Source organism: Arthrobacter sp. HMWF013 (assembly GCF_003061105.1).
In the GTDB taxonomy this organism is placed as follows: Bacteria; Actinomycetota; Actinomycetes; order Actinomycetales; family Micrococcaceae; genus Arthrobacter.
The window spans coordinates 1-13,351 of the sequence record NZ_QAIQ01000259.1; the positions used below are offsets into that span (position 1 = coordinate 1).

Annotated in this window: 10 protein-coding genes; 4 read left to right on the forward strand and 6 right to left on the reverse strand. The window is 66.1% G+C overall.

Annotated elements, in window-relative coordinates; all coding sequences use genetic code 11:
- The coding region (locus DBR22_RS10365; RefSeq protein ID WP_108598949.1) for an ROK family protein at window positions 1-864 on the forward strand (864 nt) is incomplete at its 5' end.
- Between the two features lie 6 nt (window positions 865-870).
- Here the strand turns inward: DBR22_RS10365 and DBR22_RS10370 are convergent.
- A complete protein-coding gene (locus DBR22_RS10370) occupies window positions 871-1,830 on the reverse strand; it encodes a D-2-hydroxyacid dehydrogenase family protein (protein ID WP_108598950.1) in 960 nt (319 codons plus the stop codon).
- Window positions 1,831-1,974: 144 nt separating this feature from the next.
- Between DBR22_RS10370 and DBR22_RS10375 the strand changes: the two genes are divergently transcribed.
- Window positions 1,975-3,156, forward strand: a complete 1,182-nt coding sequence (locus DBR22_RS10375) for an MFS transporter (RefSeq protein ID WP_108598958.1) — start codon at window positions 1,975-1,977, stop codon at window positions 3,154-3,156.
- 272 nt (window positions 3,157-3,428) lie between these two features.
- On the opposite strand, the gene aceB is transcribed toward DBR22_RS10375, so the two are convergent.
- Window positions 3,429-5,081 carry a malate synthase A gene (gene aceB, locus DBR22_RS10380; RefSeq protein ID WP_108598951.1) on the reverse strand — a complete coding sequence of 551 codons (1,653 nt, stop codon included), beginning with the start codon at window positions 5,079-5,081 and terminating at the stop codon, window positions 3,429-3,431.
- A 247-nt stretch (window positions 5,082-5,328) separates the two neighbouring features.
- Window positions 5,329-6,645 carry an isocitrate lyase gene (gene aceA, locus DBR22_RS10385; RefSeq protein ID WP_108598952.1) on the reverse strand — a complete coding sequence of 439 codons (1,317 nt, stop codon included), beginning with the start codon at window positions 6,643-6,645 and terminating at the stop codon, window positions 5,329-5,331.
- Between the two features lie 154 nt (window positions 6,646-6,799).
- On the opposite strand from aceA, the gene DBR22_RS10390 reads away from it, so the two are divergent.
- The gene (locus DBR22_RS10390; protein WP_108598953.1) at window positions 6,800-8,314 is read left to right on the forward strand and encodes an XRE family transcriptional regulator; all 1,515 of its coding nucleotides are present in this window, start codon (window positions 6,800-6,802) and stop codon (window positions 8,312-8,314) included.
- Window positions 8,315-8,451: 137 nt separating this feature from the next.
- On the opposite strand, the gene DBR22_RS10395 is transcribed toward DBR22_RS10390, so the two are convergent.
- Genes DBR22_RS10395 through DBR22_RS10405 form a run of 3 tightly spaced genes read right to left on the reverse strand, consistent with a single transcriptional unit; the run spans window position 8,452 to window position 11,640 of the window.
- Window positions 8,452-9,462: a TAXI family TRAP transporter solute-binding subunit gene (locus DBR22_RS10395; protein ID WP_108598954.1), complete on the reverse strand. Its 1,011-nt coding sequence runs from the start codon at window positions 9,460-9,462 to the stop codon at window positions 8,452-8,454.
- A complete protein-coding gene (locus DBR22_RS10400) occupies window positions 9,455-10,975 on the reverse strand; it encodes a sensor histidine kinase (protein WP_108598955.1) in 1,521 nt (506 codons plus the stop codon). The genes DBR22_RS10395 and DBR22_RS10400 overlap by 8 nt, the downstream gene beginning before the upstream one ends.
- The gene (locus DBR22_RS10405) at window positions 10,972-11,640 is read right to left on the reverse strand and encodes a response regulator transcription factor (protein ID WP_108598956.1); all 669 of its coding nucleotides are present in this window, start codon (window positions 11,638-11,640) and stop codon (window positions 10,972-10,974) included. The genes DBR22_RS10400 and DBR22_RS10405 overlap by 4 nt, the downstream gene beginning before the upstream one ends.
- A gap of 258 nt (window positions 11,641-11,898) precedes the next feature.
- Between DBR22_RS10405 and DBR22_RS10410 the strand changes: the two genes are divergently transcribed.
- Complete coding sequence (locus DBR22_RS10410) at window positions 11,899-13,293, forward strand: MFS transporter (protein ID WP_108598957.1); 1,395 nt, start codon at window positions 11,899-11,901, stop codon at window positions 13,291-13,293.
- Window positions 13,294-13,351 lie beyond the last annotated feature (58 nt).

The following is a 13,351-nucleotide window of genomic DNA, read 5'->3' on the forward strand; positions in this document are numbered from 1 at the left end:
GCCCAGGATGTGGCCGCAGGTCCGGAGGCCGTGCTGGACCGTGTGGTGAGTGAGGGCCTGGCGGTCCTCGCCAAAGCCGGCCGGACAGCCGGCGGGGTTGCCGGCATAGGCATTGGCCTGCCCGGTCCCGTGGAGCACGCCACTGGGCGGCCGGTCAAGCCGCCCATCATGCCTGGGTGGGACGGGTTCAACGTCGTCAGTTACGTCCAGCGCTCGCTGCCGGTGCCGGTGCTGGTGGACAACGACGTCAACATCATGGCGCTGGGGGAGCGCGCCGCGCATTGGCCCGAGCACAGTAATTTCCTCTTCATCAAGGTGGCCACCGGCATTGGCGCGGGGATCATCAGCAACGGTGAACTCCAGCGCGGTGCCAACGGAACGGCCGGCGATCTTGGCCACGTGAGGGTGCCCCGCGGTGATGATGTGCTGTGTCGCTGCGGTAACACCGGCTGCTTGGAAGCGCTTGCGTCCGGGCCCGCGATCGCCGCGGAACTCAGCCGGCTGGGCGTTCCGGCCAGCAAGGGCAGCGATGTCCGGAGGCTGGTCAACGAGGGCAATCCGCTGGCCGTCCAGGCCCTGCGCCAGGCCGGACGCGATCTGGGGGACGTCCTGGCCACCGTGGTGAACCTTCTCAACCCCTCAGTCATCGTCCTCGGCGGAAGCCTGGGCCAAGTGGGCGAGCATCTGATGGCAGGCGTGCGCGAGGTGGTGTACCGGCGCTCGCTTCCGTTGGCCACCTCGCACCTGCGGATCGCCTTGTCCATCGCCGGTGACCAGGCGGCGATTCTCGGCGCGAGCCAGATGGTCACCCAACATGTGCTTTCGCCTGCCGCGATTGAGGCAACCCTCCAGGCGGCCGGCTAATGGGCGTCAGGAACCGATCACGCGGACCGGCGAACCCGCCAGCCACGCGCTGACATCCTCAAAAGCGCCGCCGTAGAACTGGCGGTAGCTCTCCCGCGTGACGTAGCCCAGATGTGGGGACAGTACCGTGTTCGGGGCGCTGAGCAGCGGATGGCCGGAGGGGATTGGCTCCTCGTCGAACACGTCCAGCGCAGCTCCCCGGATCCAGCCCTCGCTCAAGGCCCGGACCAGGGCGTCCTGGTCAACCAATGGCCCGCGCGCCGTGTTCACCAGCAGGCCCTCCGGGCCCAGGAGGCGCAATTCCTGCTCGCCCACGATCCCCTCTGAACGGGGAGAGAGCCGCAGGTGCAAGGTGGCGACGTCGGAATTCCGGAAAAGATCTTCCTTACTGACTCTCCGGGCACCGGCCTCCGCCGCGGCTTCCTCCGTCAGGTTCTGGCTCCAGGCCAGTACCTCCATGCCGAAGGCCTGCCCGTAGGCTGCGATCCGCCGCCCGATCTTGCCCAGGCCCACGATTCCCAGGGTCTTGCCCGCGAGCTCGATGCCCACGGAGGTCTGCCAGGTTCCGGCCCGCAGGGAGTTCTCCTCGGCCGGAAGATTCCGGGCAAGCGCCAGGAGCAGGGCCCAGGTCAGTTCCGGAGCGGCGGTGGGCGAGCCGGGTGTCCCGCACACCGTGATGCCGAGTTCGCCGGCCGCCTCCACGTCGATGGCGGCGTTCGCCATGCCGGTGGTGACAAGCAGTTTCAAGGCGGGAAGTTTCTCCAGCACTGCCCGGGGGAAGGGCGTCCGCTCCCGCATCGCCACCACGATCCGGCAGTCGACCAGCGCCGCCACCAGCGCATCCGGGGACTGGAAGGGTTCGCGGAAGACCGACGTTGTGACGCCGGCCTGTTCCAGGGAGGCCCAGTCGGCGAAGCCGTGCGCAACGTCCTGGTAGTCGTCAAGGATGGCAAGCCGCTGCTGCATATCTGGTCCTTCGTCCGTGGTCCGGGGCCGTGATGTTCATCCTAGGCCCCCTCAAAGGTGCGCGGAGCCAACTGGGGGCGTGATAGCAATGGGGGTGATGAAATCATTTTTAAGCCCTCCGGAATCGCTGTGAGCGGGCGGCTCATGGCGAGGGTTCCGAAATCCTGGATCCTGCTCGCGTGCATCGGCCTGTTGGCCCTGAACCTGCGTGGACCTTTCGTGGCCGTTGCCCCCGTGGTGGACATCATGCAGGCGGACCTCGGGTTTTCACCGGTGGTTTTGGGGCTTCTCACCAGCATCCCGGTGCTGTGTTTTGCGCTCGCTGCCCCGCTGGCATCCCTGACTGCGCGGCGTTTCGGCGCCGAGTTCGCCGTCACGCTCACCATTCTGGGCGTGCTGGCCGGGGTGATCGTCCGTTCCGCCGGAGGCCCGGCGCTCGTGCTCGTGGGAACCGTGATGATCGGCCTGGCCATCACCATCGGCAACATCGGCGTGCCGCTGATCGTCCGCCGTGACTTCTCGCCGCGGCGGCAGGGCACAGCGATGGGTGTCTACACGGCGGCCCTGAACATCGGATCGTTCCTGACATCCATGGTGGCGGCGCCGCTGGCCGAGCTCGCGGGTTGGCAAATCTCCCTCGCCTCCGTCGGCATCCTGGCGGTGGTGGCCATCATTTTCTGGACGCTGGCTGTGGGCGCCCGCACCGCGTTCGTGCCCTCGGCTGAGGTGGTTCCCGGCGGCCAGGAGCATCCCGCGGTCAAGGGGTCCGGCTGGATCACTGCCGGCCTGACCGCAGGTTTCGCCGGGCAGGCTTTTTCCTACTACGCTGTGACCGCCTGGCTCCCGAGCTACCTCAACGACGAGCTGGACATGACCGCTTCCGCCGCCGGGGCGGGGTCCTCCCTGTTCCAGATCTTCGCGATCGTGGGCGGCCTGGGCGTGCCGCTTGCCACCAAATACTTCAGTACGACGACGACGGCGGTCACCTTGGGCGTGTTGTGGGTGGCCGTACCCGCCGGGCTGATGCTCGCACCGCAGCTGTGGTGGCTGTGGTCCATCTCCGGCGGCATCGCCCAGGGCGGCGGCATCACGGTCATCTTCATCGCCATCATCAAACTGGCCCGGGACCAGGCCTCGGCCGGCAGGATGTCCGCCACGGTTCAGGGGCTCGGGTACTGCTTCGCTGCCGTTGCCCCGCCCCTGGTCGGGTACGTCCACAACGCCACCGGTTCCTGGACCCCGGCCTTGCTCCTGATCCTTGCCTCGACGCTGACGTTCTTCCTCAGCACGACCCTCTCCGTGCGGCTGGTGCCCAAGGGCCGCTGACCCGGCCTCCCTCCCCCTGCTCCGGACGCTCTCTCACTTAATGCAGCTTAAACACCATCGCTCTCTCACTTTCTTGTGGAAAGTGAGAGAGCGATCAGGGTTTTCCTGCATTAAATGAGAGAGCGTCGGGGGTGCACCGCGTGTGGTGCGTCCCGCCGTCGTCTCCTTGCTGAAAGGTGGTTCCGTCGCCGGGCCGGCTCCCCGGATCTCGGGGTGCCTGTTGCGAAGGGCGTGCCGGCCCGGCAGACGGAATTCTGTGCGGCTGCTGCCTCTTAAGCGGCGGCGAGTTCCTCGGCGGAGGCCTTCGTCTTGGCTTCCGTGAGGTAGCGGGCGTAGGCGGGGAGGGTGAGGAATGACGGGAAGTCCCGGGCGAGGGTGACTTCTTCAAAGATGTCGCGGGCGTCTTCGAAGCGGTCGCCGTCGAAGCGTTCCAGGCGGGCGAACTCTTCGTCGAGGAGTTCCTCGATCCAGTGGTGGGTGATGATTTCGCCGTGATCGGTGATGGCGGAGGCGTACATCCACTGCCAGAGCTGGGAGCGGGAGATTTCCGCGGTGGCGGCGTCCTCCATGAGGTTGTGGATGGCGACGGCGCCGTTTCCGCGCAGCCAGGATTCGATGTAGCGGATGCCTACCTCGATGTTGTTCCGGATGCCCTGCTCGGTGATGGTGCCTTCGGTGGCGGCCACGTTGATCAGGGCGGCGTCGTCCGGGATCACGTCCTCACGGGTGCGCTCAAGCTGGTTGGGACGTTCGCCGAGGATGGAGTCGAACACTTCGCGGCAGACCGGAACGAGGTCGGGGTGGGCCACCCAGGAGCCGTCGAAGCCGTCGTTGGCCTCGCGGGTCTTATCGGCGCGGACCTTTTCGAAGGCGTTGGTGTTGGCGGCTTCGTCCTTGCGGTTGGGGACGGCTGCTGCCATGCCGCCGATGGCCATGGCGCCGCGCTTGTGGCAGGCCCGGACCAGCTGTTCGGTGTAGGCGCGCATAAAGGGCTGGGTCATGGTCACCTGGCCGCGGTCCGGCAGGACGAACCGGGGGCCGCGGGTGCGGAAGTTTTTGATCAGGGAGAAGATGTAGTCCCAGCGGCCGGCGTTCAGGCCCGCGGCGTGATCACGCAGTTCATAGAGGATTTCCTCCATTTCGAACGCGGCGGTGATGGTCTCGATCAGGACGGTGGCTCGGATGGTGCCCTGCGGGATTCCCAGCAGGTCCTGGGCGAGGATGAAGATGTCGTTCCACAGCCGTGCTTCGAGGTGGTTCTCGATCTTGGGCAGGTAGAAGTAGGGGCCTTTGCCCTGGGCCAGGAGGCGGTGTGCGTTGTGGAAGAAGAACAGGCCGAAGTCCACGATGCCGCCGGCGATCGGGGCGCCGTCGATGATCATGTGCTTCTCGGGCAGGTGCCAGCCGCGGGGGCGGACCACGATGGTGGGCAGTTCGCCGGCGGGGCGGAGCTTGTATTCCTTGCCCTCGGGGGAGGTGAAGTCGATCCGGCGTTCCAGGGCGTCGGTGAGGTTCAGCTGGCCCTTGATGACGTTGCGCCAGGTGGGGGTGGAGGAATCCTCCATGTCCGCGAGCCAGACCTTCGCGCCGGAGTTCAGGGCGTTGATGGTCATTTTCTGGTCCACCGGTCCGGTGATTTCCACGCGGCGGTCCTCCAGGCCCGGGGCCGGGGGAGCGACGCGCCAGGACGGGTCGTTGCGGATGTCCTCGGTTTCCCGGAGGAACCGGGGGTCCTGGCCGGCCGCGATCTCGGCCCGCCGGGTCCGCCGTGCCTGCAGCAGTTCCTGCCGGCGCTCGGCAGTTGCCCGGTGCAGTTTCGCGACGAACTCCAGAGCGTCCGGAGTAAGAACCTCGTTCTGCCGGCAGATGGGCTGCGCGGTCATGGTGATTCCGTTGATCGTGAAGTCGTCAGTAAAGCTGTTCATGTCAATCTCTCCTCGGAGACAAAGTGTTCGACGGCGGGGTACAGGTCGGGGCCGAAAAAGGTAATCCTCCGTGTGCTATTCCCCATCCCCGCCGGGGCCTCGCAAAGCTCGGCCGGGCGGGGACAGGGCCCCTTTTGCGCACACTTCCGGATCACCTTCCCCGGCCCCCGGTGGCATCGGCACCTTCGTGCCGGCCGCCGTCGTGCCTTCGGGTGAGCAGTTCATCTGCTCACCGTGGGCGGGAGTTTTAGTGGAACTGGCCTTCTTCGGTGGATCCCACCAGTGCCAGGGTTGATGCGTTCGGGTTGAGCGCAGTTGCGATGTCGTCGAAGTAGCCGGTGCCGACTTCGCGCTGGTGCTTGGTTGCGGTGTAGCCGCGGGATTCGGAGGCGAATTCCTTCTCCTGGAGCTCGACGTAGGCGCTCATGCCTTCACGGGCGTAACCGTGGGCGAGATCGAACATCGAGTAGTTCAGGGCGTGGAAGCCGGCCAGGGTGATGAACTGGAACGTGAAGCCCATGGCGCCGAGTTCACGCTGGAACTTGGCGATGGTGGCGTCGTCCAGGTGCTTGCGCCAGTTGAACGACGGCGAGCAGTTGTAGGAGAGCATTTGGTCCGGGAAGTCGGCCTTGACGGCTTCGGCGAACTTGCGGGCCAGCTCCAGGTCCGGGGTGCCCGTTTCCATCCAGATGAGGTCGGAGTACGGGGCGTAGGCCTTGGCGCGGGCGATGCAGGGTTCGATGCCGTTGCGGACCTTGTAGAAGCCTTCCGGAGTGCGCTCACCGGTGACGAATTCCTGGTCGCGGGGATCGACGTCGGAGGTGATCAGGGTTGCTGCCTCGGCGTCGGTGCGGGCGATGACCACGGACGGGGTGCCGGCGACGTCCGCGGCGAGGCGGGCGGCGTTCAGGGTGCGGACGTGCTGCTGTGTCGGGATGAGGACCTTGCCGCCGAGGTGGCCGCACTTCTTCTCCGAGGCGAGCTGGTCTTCCCAGTGAACGCCTGCAGCGCCGGCCTGGATCATGGATTTCATGAGTTCGTAGGCGTTCAGCGGGCCACCGAAGCCGGCCTCGGCGTCGGCGATGATCGGGACCATCCAGTCCTCAACAGTCTGGACACCCTCGGAGAACTCGATCTGGTCGGCGCGGAGCAGGGCGTTGTTGATGCGGCGGACCACGGTGGGAACGGAGTTGGCCGGGTAGAGGGACTGGTCCGGGTAAGTGTGGCCGGAGTTGTTGGCGTCCGCGGCGACCTGCCAGCCGGAGAGGTAGATGGCGCGCAGGCCGGCCTTGACCTGCTGCACTGCCTGGTTGCCGGTCAGGGCTCCCAGGGCGTTGGTGTAGCCGCCGGTCTTGTGCTCTTCGGTGAGCTGCTTCCACAGCTTCTCCGAGCCGCGGCGGGCCAGGGTGTGCTCTTCGGAGACGCGGCCGCGGAGCTTGACGACGTCCGAGGCCTTGTAGTCACGGGTCACACCTTCCCAGCGGGGATTGGCCGACCACTCAAGCTCCAGGGCGGCGGCCTGCTGTTCGGGCGTCTGCTGGGTGGGCTCAAAAGCTGCAGTCATCGTTGATCTCCTTGATTGAGCTCCGGTGGTTATCCGCTGGCCGGAACTGCTCCGTTGCAGTTCCGGCCAGCTACCCCCGGTGCGGTGTTTCTTTCCGTGATTACTACTTTTCAGCACTTCACAACACTTCGATAGAGGAAAACAGTAGAAAGAAATGCAGTTCTTCGCGTATCCTCAAGAAATGTCCCCTGGAAGCTGGAATCGTGAAGCCGCACCGTCGTCGTCGTCCTCTGCCGGTCCGGAACTGGACGTCATCAGCCTGGGCCGCCGCGTGCGCCACCTCCGCAAGCAGGCCGGCTTCACCCTCGATGACCTGAGTGCCGCCGTCGGGACCGCACCCAGTCAGCTGAGCCTGATCGAGAACGGCAAGCGGGAGCCCAAGCTCTCCCTGCTGCAGGGGCTGGCCGGCGCCTTCAACGTCAGCATCGACCAGCTGCTCGGCGCCGAACCGCCCAGCCGCCGTGCAGCCCTGGAAATCGAGCTCGAACGCTACCAGCGCGGGCCACTCTACGAGTCCCTCAACCTCCCCAAAATCCGCATCAGCTCACGGCTCCCCCTCGATGTGCTGGAAGCCCAGGTAGGTCTGCTGCACGAGCTCGAACGGAAGCTGAACGAGCAAGTGGCAACGCCCGAGGAGGCCCGCCGCGCGAACGGCGAGCTGCGTGCCATGATGCGCGAACGCGGCAACTACTTCCCGGAGTATGAGGCCGAGGCGCAGAAGGTGCTGGGCCTGGTGGGGTACACGGGCGGACCGCTGAGCCAGCACGTGATCGCCGATATCGCCGAAAAGCTGGGATTCACCCTCCACCACGTGGGTGACCTGCCGCATTCCACCCGCTCCGTGACCGATTTGAAGAACCACAGAATTTACCTGACGCAGAACCAGCGGCAGGACCACGACCCCAGATCTGTCCTGCTGCAGGCTTTGGGACATTACGTCCTGGGGCATGAGACGCCTAAAAACTACGGCGACTTCCTGGCCCAGCGTGTGGCGACCAATTACTTCGCGGCGGCTTTGCTGCTGCCGGAGCAGGCCACTGTGGACTTCCTGCAGACAGCCAAAACCGCCAAGGAAATCGCGGTGGAGGACATCCGGGACGCCTTCGCCGTCTCCTACGAGACCGCCGCGCACCGCTTCACCAACCTGGCCACCAAGCACCTGGGCATCACCACCCACTTCCAGAAGACCCATCAAAGCGGCATCATCTACAAGGCATACGAGAACGACGGCGTGACGTTCCCGCAGGACCACACCGGCGCCATTGAGGGCCAGCCGTCGTGCAAGGCCTGGACATCGCGGGCGGTGTTTGATGTGCCGGACAAGTTCAGCGCCTACAGCCAGTACACCGATACCCCGTCCGGAACCTACTGGTGCACGGCGCGGACGGAGCGTTCGGCCAGCGGCGAGTTCTCGCTGTCGATCGGTGTGCCGTACCAGCACGTGAAGTGGTTCCGCGGGCGGGAGACGACCGCGCGGGCAACCTCAACGTGCCCCGATCCGAAATGCTGCAAGCGTCCCCCCGCGGAACTGACCACCGCCTGGGCCGGGAATGCCTGGCCGTCGGCCCGCGCCCATTCGCACCTGCTCGCCGCCATGCCGCCGGGAGCGTTTCCCGGCGTGGACGAGACCGAGGTGTACAGCTTCCTGCAGGCCCACTCCGGGGCCTGACGCTCTGGCACTTCCTGCCGGTTTTCCGGCGACGCTCTATCACTTACTGCCGGTTTTTCCACGACGCTCCATCACTTTCTTCAAGAAAGTGATGGAGCGTTCGTGTATTTATTGCATCACGTGAGAGAGCGTTGGGCCTAGCCGTGCAGCTCCCGGTAGGCGGCTGCCGCGGCGGGGTGCAGCGGAAGTCCCGGGGTGTTGATCAACGACTCCGGGCTCAGGAACTGCACGCCCAGGCTGGAGCGCGGGACCAGTTCCTGAGCATGATTGACCAGAATCTCCACAGTCTTTTTCACCGTGCGGGCATCCGTATCGCTCCGGCACAGCAGGAGGTTCGCCAGGCCCACCGTCCAGACCGCCGGAATGCCCGGATAGGCACTCTCCGGGATCAGCACGCGGTCATAGAAAAGCCCGTGTTTGGCGCGCAGCGCCGGCAGGAGCGGCGAGAGGTCCAGGAGAGCCAGCCCTGCGTCACGGTGGGCGGCCGCAATGGCCGCGGTAGGCACGCCGCCGGACCAGAACAACGCGTCCACGGACTTGTTCCGCAGGGCTGCAAGGCCCTCGTTGAGCCCAAGGTTGAGGACGCTGACGGTCCCTCCGGAGGTGGCAGTTGCGCCGGCGCCCAGTGCGGTGAAGCCCAGGCCGGCGGCCTCGATCAGCCGGGGAGTGGTCAGCGACGTCCCCGAGCCAGGCTCACCGACCGCCACGGTCCGGCCTGCCAGCCCGGCGATATCCCGGATCCCGCTGTCCCGCCGGACAACGCAGTGGATGTAGTTCTCGTAGACCTTCCCGACGGCGGAGATTCCGACGGCGTTTGTGTCACCTGCCGCTGAGCGCTGGGCAGCTGCGTCCGAGAGCGCGATGGCGAACGTTGCCTTGCCCGAAAGCAGGAATTCAATGTTATCGAGGCTGCCACCGGTGGCCAGCGCCGTGGCCTGGCCTGCCGCACCATAGCGCTGCAGCGATGCGGCGAGCAGTCCGGCGAACTCCAGATAAAAGCCCCCGGGCTCGCCGCCGGCAACCGTGACCGTGTCCGGGCGGTCCTCAGGTGTGCATCCACTAAGGGTTGGCAGCAGCAGCCCGGTCAGGCCGGCTGCCAGGCCTGCCTTGAGGGCCGTCCGGCGGGAAAAAACGTACAAGTCACTCATTCGAGGCAACCTGCCCTGGACCGGTTGCCTGGTCTTGCCCGGGCATGGCTGCCTGACCGGGCAAGGAGGCAGGCCCGGCAACGGCCTCCGGCCCGGTCATTGCGGGCGGGAACTCGAGGCGCGCAACCAGGCCGTGGGGGATGGCCTGGGCAAGCACCAGGCGGCCGGAATTGGCGCTGGCCAGCTTGTCCACGATGGTCATGCCCAGGCCATTGCCGCCGATGCCGCGGTTGCGCGGTGAGCGCCAGAACCGGCCGGTGGCCGCTGCCCGTTCGTCGGCCGAAAGCCCGGGGCCGTCGTCGGACACTTCGATGGTGACGGCGCCTCCGCGACGCAGGGCGCCGACCGAGATCCGGGCGCCTGGCGCGTACTTGATGGCGTTGTTGATCAGTTCCGCCACCATCTGGGCCAGTTCGGCGGGGTTGGCGGCGATCTGCACGGCTGGTTCCGGCGGGCCGTGCAGCAGGATTGTCGACCCGCTGCGGTGGGCTGCGGGTCCGGCCCGTTCGGTTTCCTCCTGGAGGATCGGGTGCGGATCGATGGGAGCCTGAACCCGGCCTGCGGGGCTGCTCGTAGATCCGCCCAGTGGGCTCCGGGCAGAGTATTCACTTGCCCTGTGCTCAGCCGCCGCCAGCCTCAGGACCCCCTCAAGGAGGTCTTCCACATGCTCCAGTTCTGCCACGACCCCGGCGGCGGCGTCCTGCTGGCGGGCCGTTTGGAGTTCCAGCTGGAGCAGATCGATCCTGAGCCGCAGGGCGCCTACCGGGTTGCGGAGCTCGTGCGAGGTGTCGGCGATCAGTTGCCGCTGGGACTCCAGGCTGTTGCTGACGGTCCGGGCCATCGTGGTGAAGGAACGGCTCAACTCCCGCAGCTCCGGCGGCCCATCCTCGGGAAGCTGACCGGTCCGGCCGGTTGCCTCGAACTGGGTCACTGCCGCGTTCAGGCGGTGGACCGGGCGCAGCACCCAGCGGGTCACTCTGGCAGCAACCAGGAGGAGCATGGCTGCGAGCGCGGCGGCCGCCAACCCGACGACGAGCCACCGCTCACGCAGTTTCTGCCGGGCCGGTTCCACCTTCACCTCCAGGACCACCTCGCCCAGCACCTGGCTGGCACTGCCGAAGGACCGGGACAGCACCTCTGCGTCCGGGCCAAAAGGCTGAAGCGGGGCCAGGGTGGTGTCGCTGAGGTTCAGGTTCGCCCGGGCCAGTGCGTCACCGACGTCGGCTCTGTCCTCGCGGAGTCCACCCGAGCGCAAGGTGCCCTGCTGGAGGCGGATCAGGACTCCCTCGCCGTAGAGCTCGGAATATCTGTCCATTTCCGTCTGGAGCCCCGCAGAAACCTCGGCGGTTGTGGCGTCCAGGGCCACCTGCGCGAACCGGTTCAGTGCGGCCACCCGTTTGATCTGGAGTTCCTGGGTCAGCTCGCGGCTGACGGACGCGAGGATGGCGGTGGAGCCCAGCAGGACCAGCAGGACGGACAGTACGCTCAAGATGCCCAGGACGCGCAGCTTCACGCGGAGTCAGCCTCGATCCGGTAGCCCACGCCACGGACGTTGATGATGAAGCCGGGCAATTGGAGCTTTGCCCGCAGCCCGGTCAGGTGGACGTCGAGGGCGCGGGAGGTGGCTACGAAGGCGTCTCCCCACAGCGCGTCGAGGATCTGTTCCCTGGTCACTACGGAACCCGCATGACCAGCCAGCAGGGCAAGCAGATCGAACTCCGTGGCGGTCAGAGGCAACTTCTCTGGACCCCGGGTTGCCACACGCCGTTCGAGGTCGATCTGCAGATCCCGCAGGGCGATGACCTGCTGCGGTGCGGCGGCGTGGCGGCCCGCCCGTCGCGTCACTGCTTCGATGCGGGCCAAAAGCTCAACGAGCTTCACAGGCTTGACGAGGTAGTCGTCCGCTCCGGACCGCAGGCCGAGCACCACGCTGCGTTCGTCGTCGCGCGCTGTCAGGATCAGGATCGGCACCGGGGTGACCTGGCGCAGCTTCCGCAGGACTTCAAGGCCATCCATGTCCGGAAGCCCCAGGTCCAGGAGGATCACCCCGAACTTCCGGTGGACCAGCAGGGCGTCGGCTCCGCGCGCCACGCGGGTGGGGTGGTGGCCGGCCGTTACCACCGCGGCGGCCAGTGCGGAAGCCATGGCGTCGTCGTCCTCGACGATCAGCAATTCCATGGCACGGTCCCTTTTTCGTTGACTGGGCACCAAAATCTGCCCGCTTTGGAGATTACCCTCCGGCCCCGGCGAAACCTAAGGAAGTGTTAGGAAATGGCCTGCCACGTAGGTTGTGCTGTGCATCACCCATAACTTGGAGGAGTCCCTCGGCGTGTGCAGGGACCGTCAACGTCGAGGAGGAACCATGGGCAATGTCGCCATGGACAGCACGAAACTGCGCCAGGAAGCCGCGGCGCCGCAATCCAGGAAGGTTCAGCGATGAGCACCCAGCAAACCGAAATCCAAAGCGAGGCAGCCCAGACCCGCCGGGCAGTGAGCAACATCCTGAAAGGCTCCGCGGGCAACCTGGTGGAGTGGTACGACCTGTACGTCTACACGGTCTTCGCCGCCTACTTCCAATCCCACTTCTTCAACTCCCAGGACGATCTTCAAGCGGGACTGGAAGCGATGGCGGTCTTCTCGACGTCGTTCCTCATGCGCCCCATCGGCGCCTGGTTCTTCGGCCGCTATGCCGACCGGAAGGGCCGCAAAGCCGCGCTGACGCTCAGCGTGACGCTGATGTCTGCAGGGTCCTTTGCCATCGCGATCCTGCCCACGACGCAACAGGTGGGCGTCTGGGCCCTGGTGATGCTGATTTTTGTCCGCCTGGTCCAAGGCTTCTCCGTGGGCGGCGAGTACGGCACCAGCGCCACCTACATGTCCGAGGCCGCCACCTCCAAGCGCCGCGGCTTCTTCTCCAGCTTCCAGTACGTGACCCTGATCGGCGGCCAGATGCTGGCTCTGCTGGTGCTGGTCATCCTCCAGAACGTGATGCCCAAGGGCGACCTGACCGAGTGGGGCTGGCGTATCCCGTTCGCCATCGGCGGTGTGGCCGCCCTGGTGGTTCTGTGGCTGCGGCGTTCGATGGAGGAAACTGTCTCGGAAGAGCAGGTCCTTGCAGCCAAGGCACCCATCGCGGCCGGCGAGGCCCAGCCCGGCACCATGCGGCTGCTCTTCACGCAGTACTGGAAGCCGCTGCTGATCTGCATCGGCGTGACCCTCGGCGGCACCGTGGCGTTCTACACCTACACCAACTTCATCCTCAAGTTCATGAACGATACGTCCGGCATCGCCAAGACCGACACCTCCGTCATCAACTTCTGGGCCCTGTTCATCTTCATGCTGCTCCAGCCTGTCTACGGCCTGATTTCGGACAAGGTGGGCCGCAAGCCGCTGCTGCTGTGGTTCGGCATCACCGGTGTCCTGTTCACCTGGCCGCTGCTGTCCACGCTGGCCGGCACCAAGGACCCGTTCACCGCGTTCATGCTGATGCTCGGTGGCCTGCTGATCGTTGGCGGCTACACCTCCATCAACGCGCTGGTCAAGGCTGAGCTGTTCCCCGCTTCCATCCGCGCCCTGGGCGTCGGGCTGGGCTACGCGATCGCCAACTCGCTCTTCGGCGGCACGGTCCCGCTGCTCGGCGCAGCGTTCCAGAAAGCCGAGCGGGTGGACCTGTTCTTCACCTACGTCACGGTTGCCATTGCCATCTCGCTGGTGGTCTACATCTTCGCCCTGAAGAACAAGAAGACCACCCACCTGGACCGCGAGCAGGGCGACGCCTGGAACCGCCCGGCCAAGGACGACGACAAGGACAAGGACCTCCTCAACGTCTAGTACCCGGGACAACAGACACAGGGGACGTACGACGGCGGGTGGCCGCCCGCCGTCGTAC

Excerpts from the sequence above, each read along its gene's own strand:
- DBR22_RS10370 (WP_108598950.1), bottom strand. The coding sequence starts at position 1,830 with ATGCAGCAGCGGCTTGCCATCCTTGACGACTACCAGGACGTTGCGCAC.
- DBR22_RS10375 (WP_108598958.1), top strand. The coding sequence starts at position 1,975 with ATGGCGAGGGTTCCGAAATCCTGGATCCTGCTCGCGTGCATCGGCCTG.
- aceB (WP_108598951.1), bottom strand. The coding sequence starts at position 5,081 with ATGAACAGCTTTACTGACGACTTCACGATCAACGGAATCACCATGACC.
- aceA (WP_108598952.1), bottom strand. The coding sequence starts at position 6,645 with ATGACTGCAGCTTTTGAGCCCACCCAGCAGACGCCCGAACAGCAGGCC.
- DBR22_RS10390 (WP_108598953.1), top strand. The coding sequence starts at position 6,800 with ATGCAGTTCTTCGCGTATCCTCAAGAAATGTCCCCTGGAAGCTGGAAT.
- DBR22_RS10395 (WP_108598954.1), bottom strand. The coding sequence starts at position 9,462 with ATGAGTGACTTGTACGTTTTTTCCCGCCGGACGGCCCTCAAGGCAGGC.
- DBR22_RS10405 (WP_108598956.1), bottom strand. The coding sequence starts at position 11,640 with ATGGAATTGCTGATCGTCGAGGACGACGACGCCATGGCTTCCGCACTG.
- DBR22_RS10410 (WP_108598957.1), top strand. The coding sequence starts at position 11,899 with ATGAGCACCCAGCAAACCGAAATCCAAAGCGAGGCAGCCCAGACCCGC.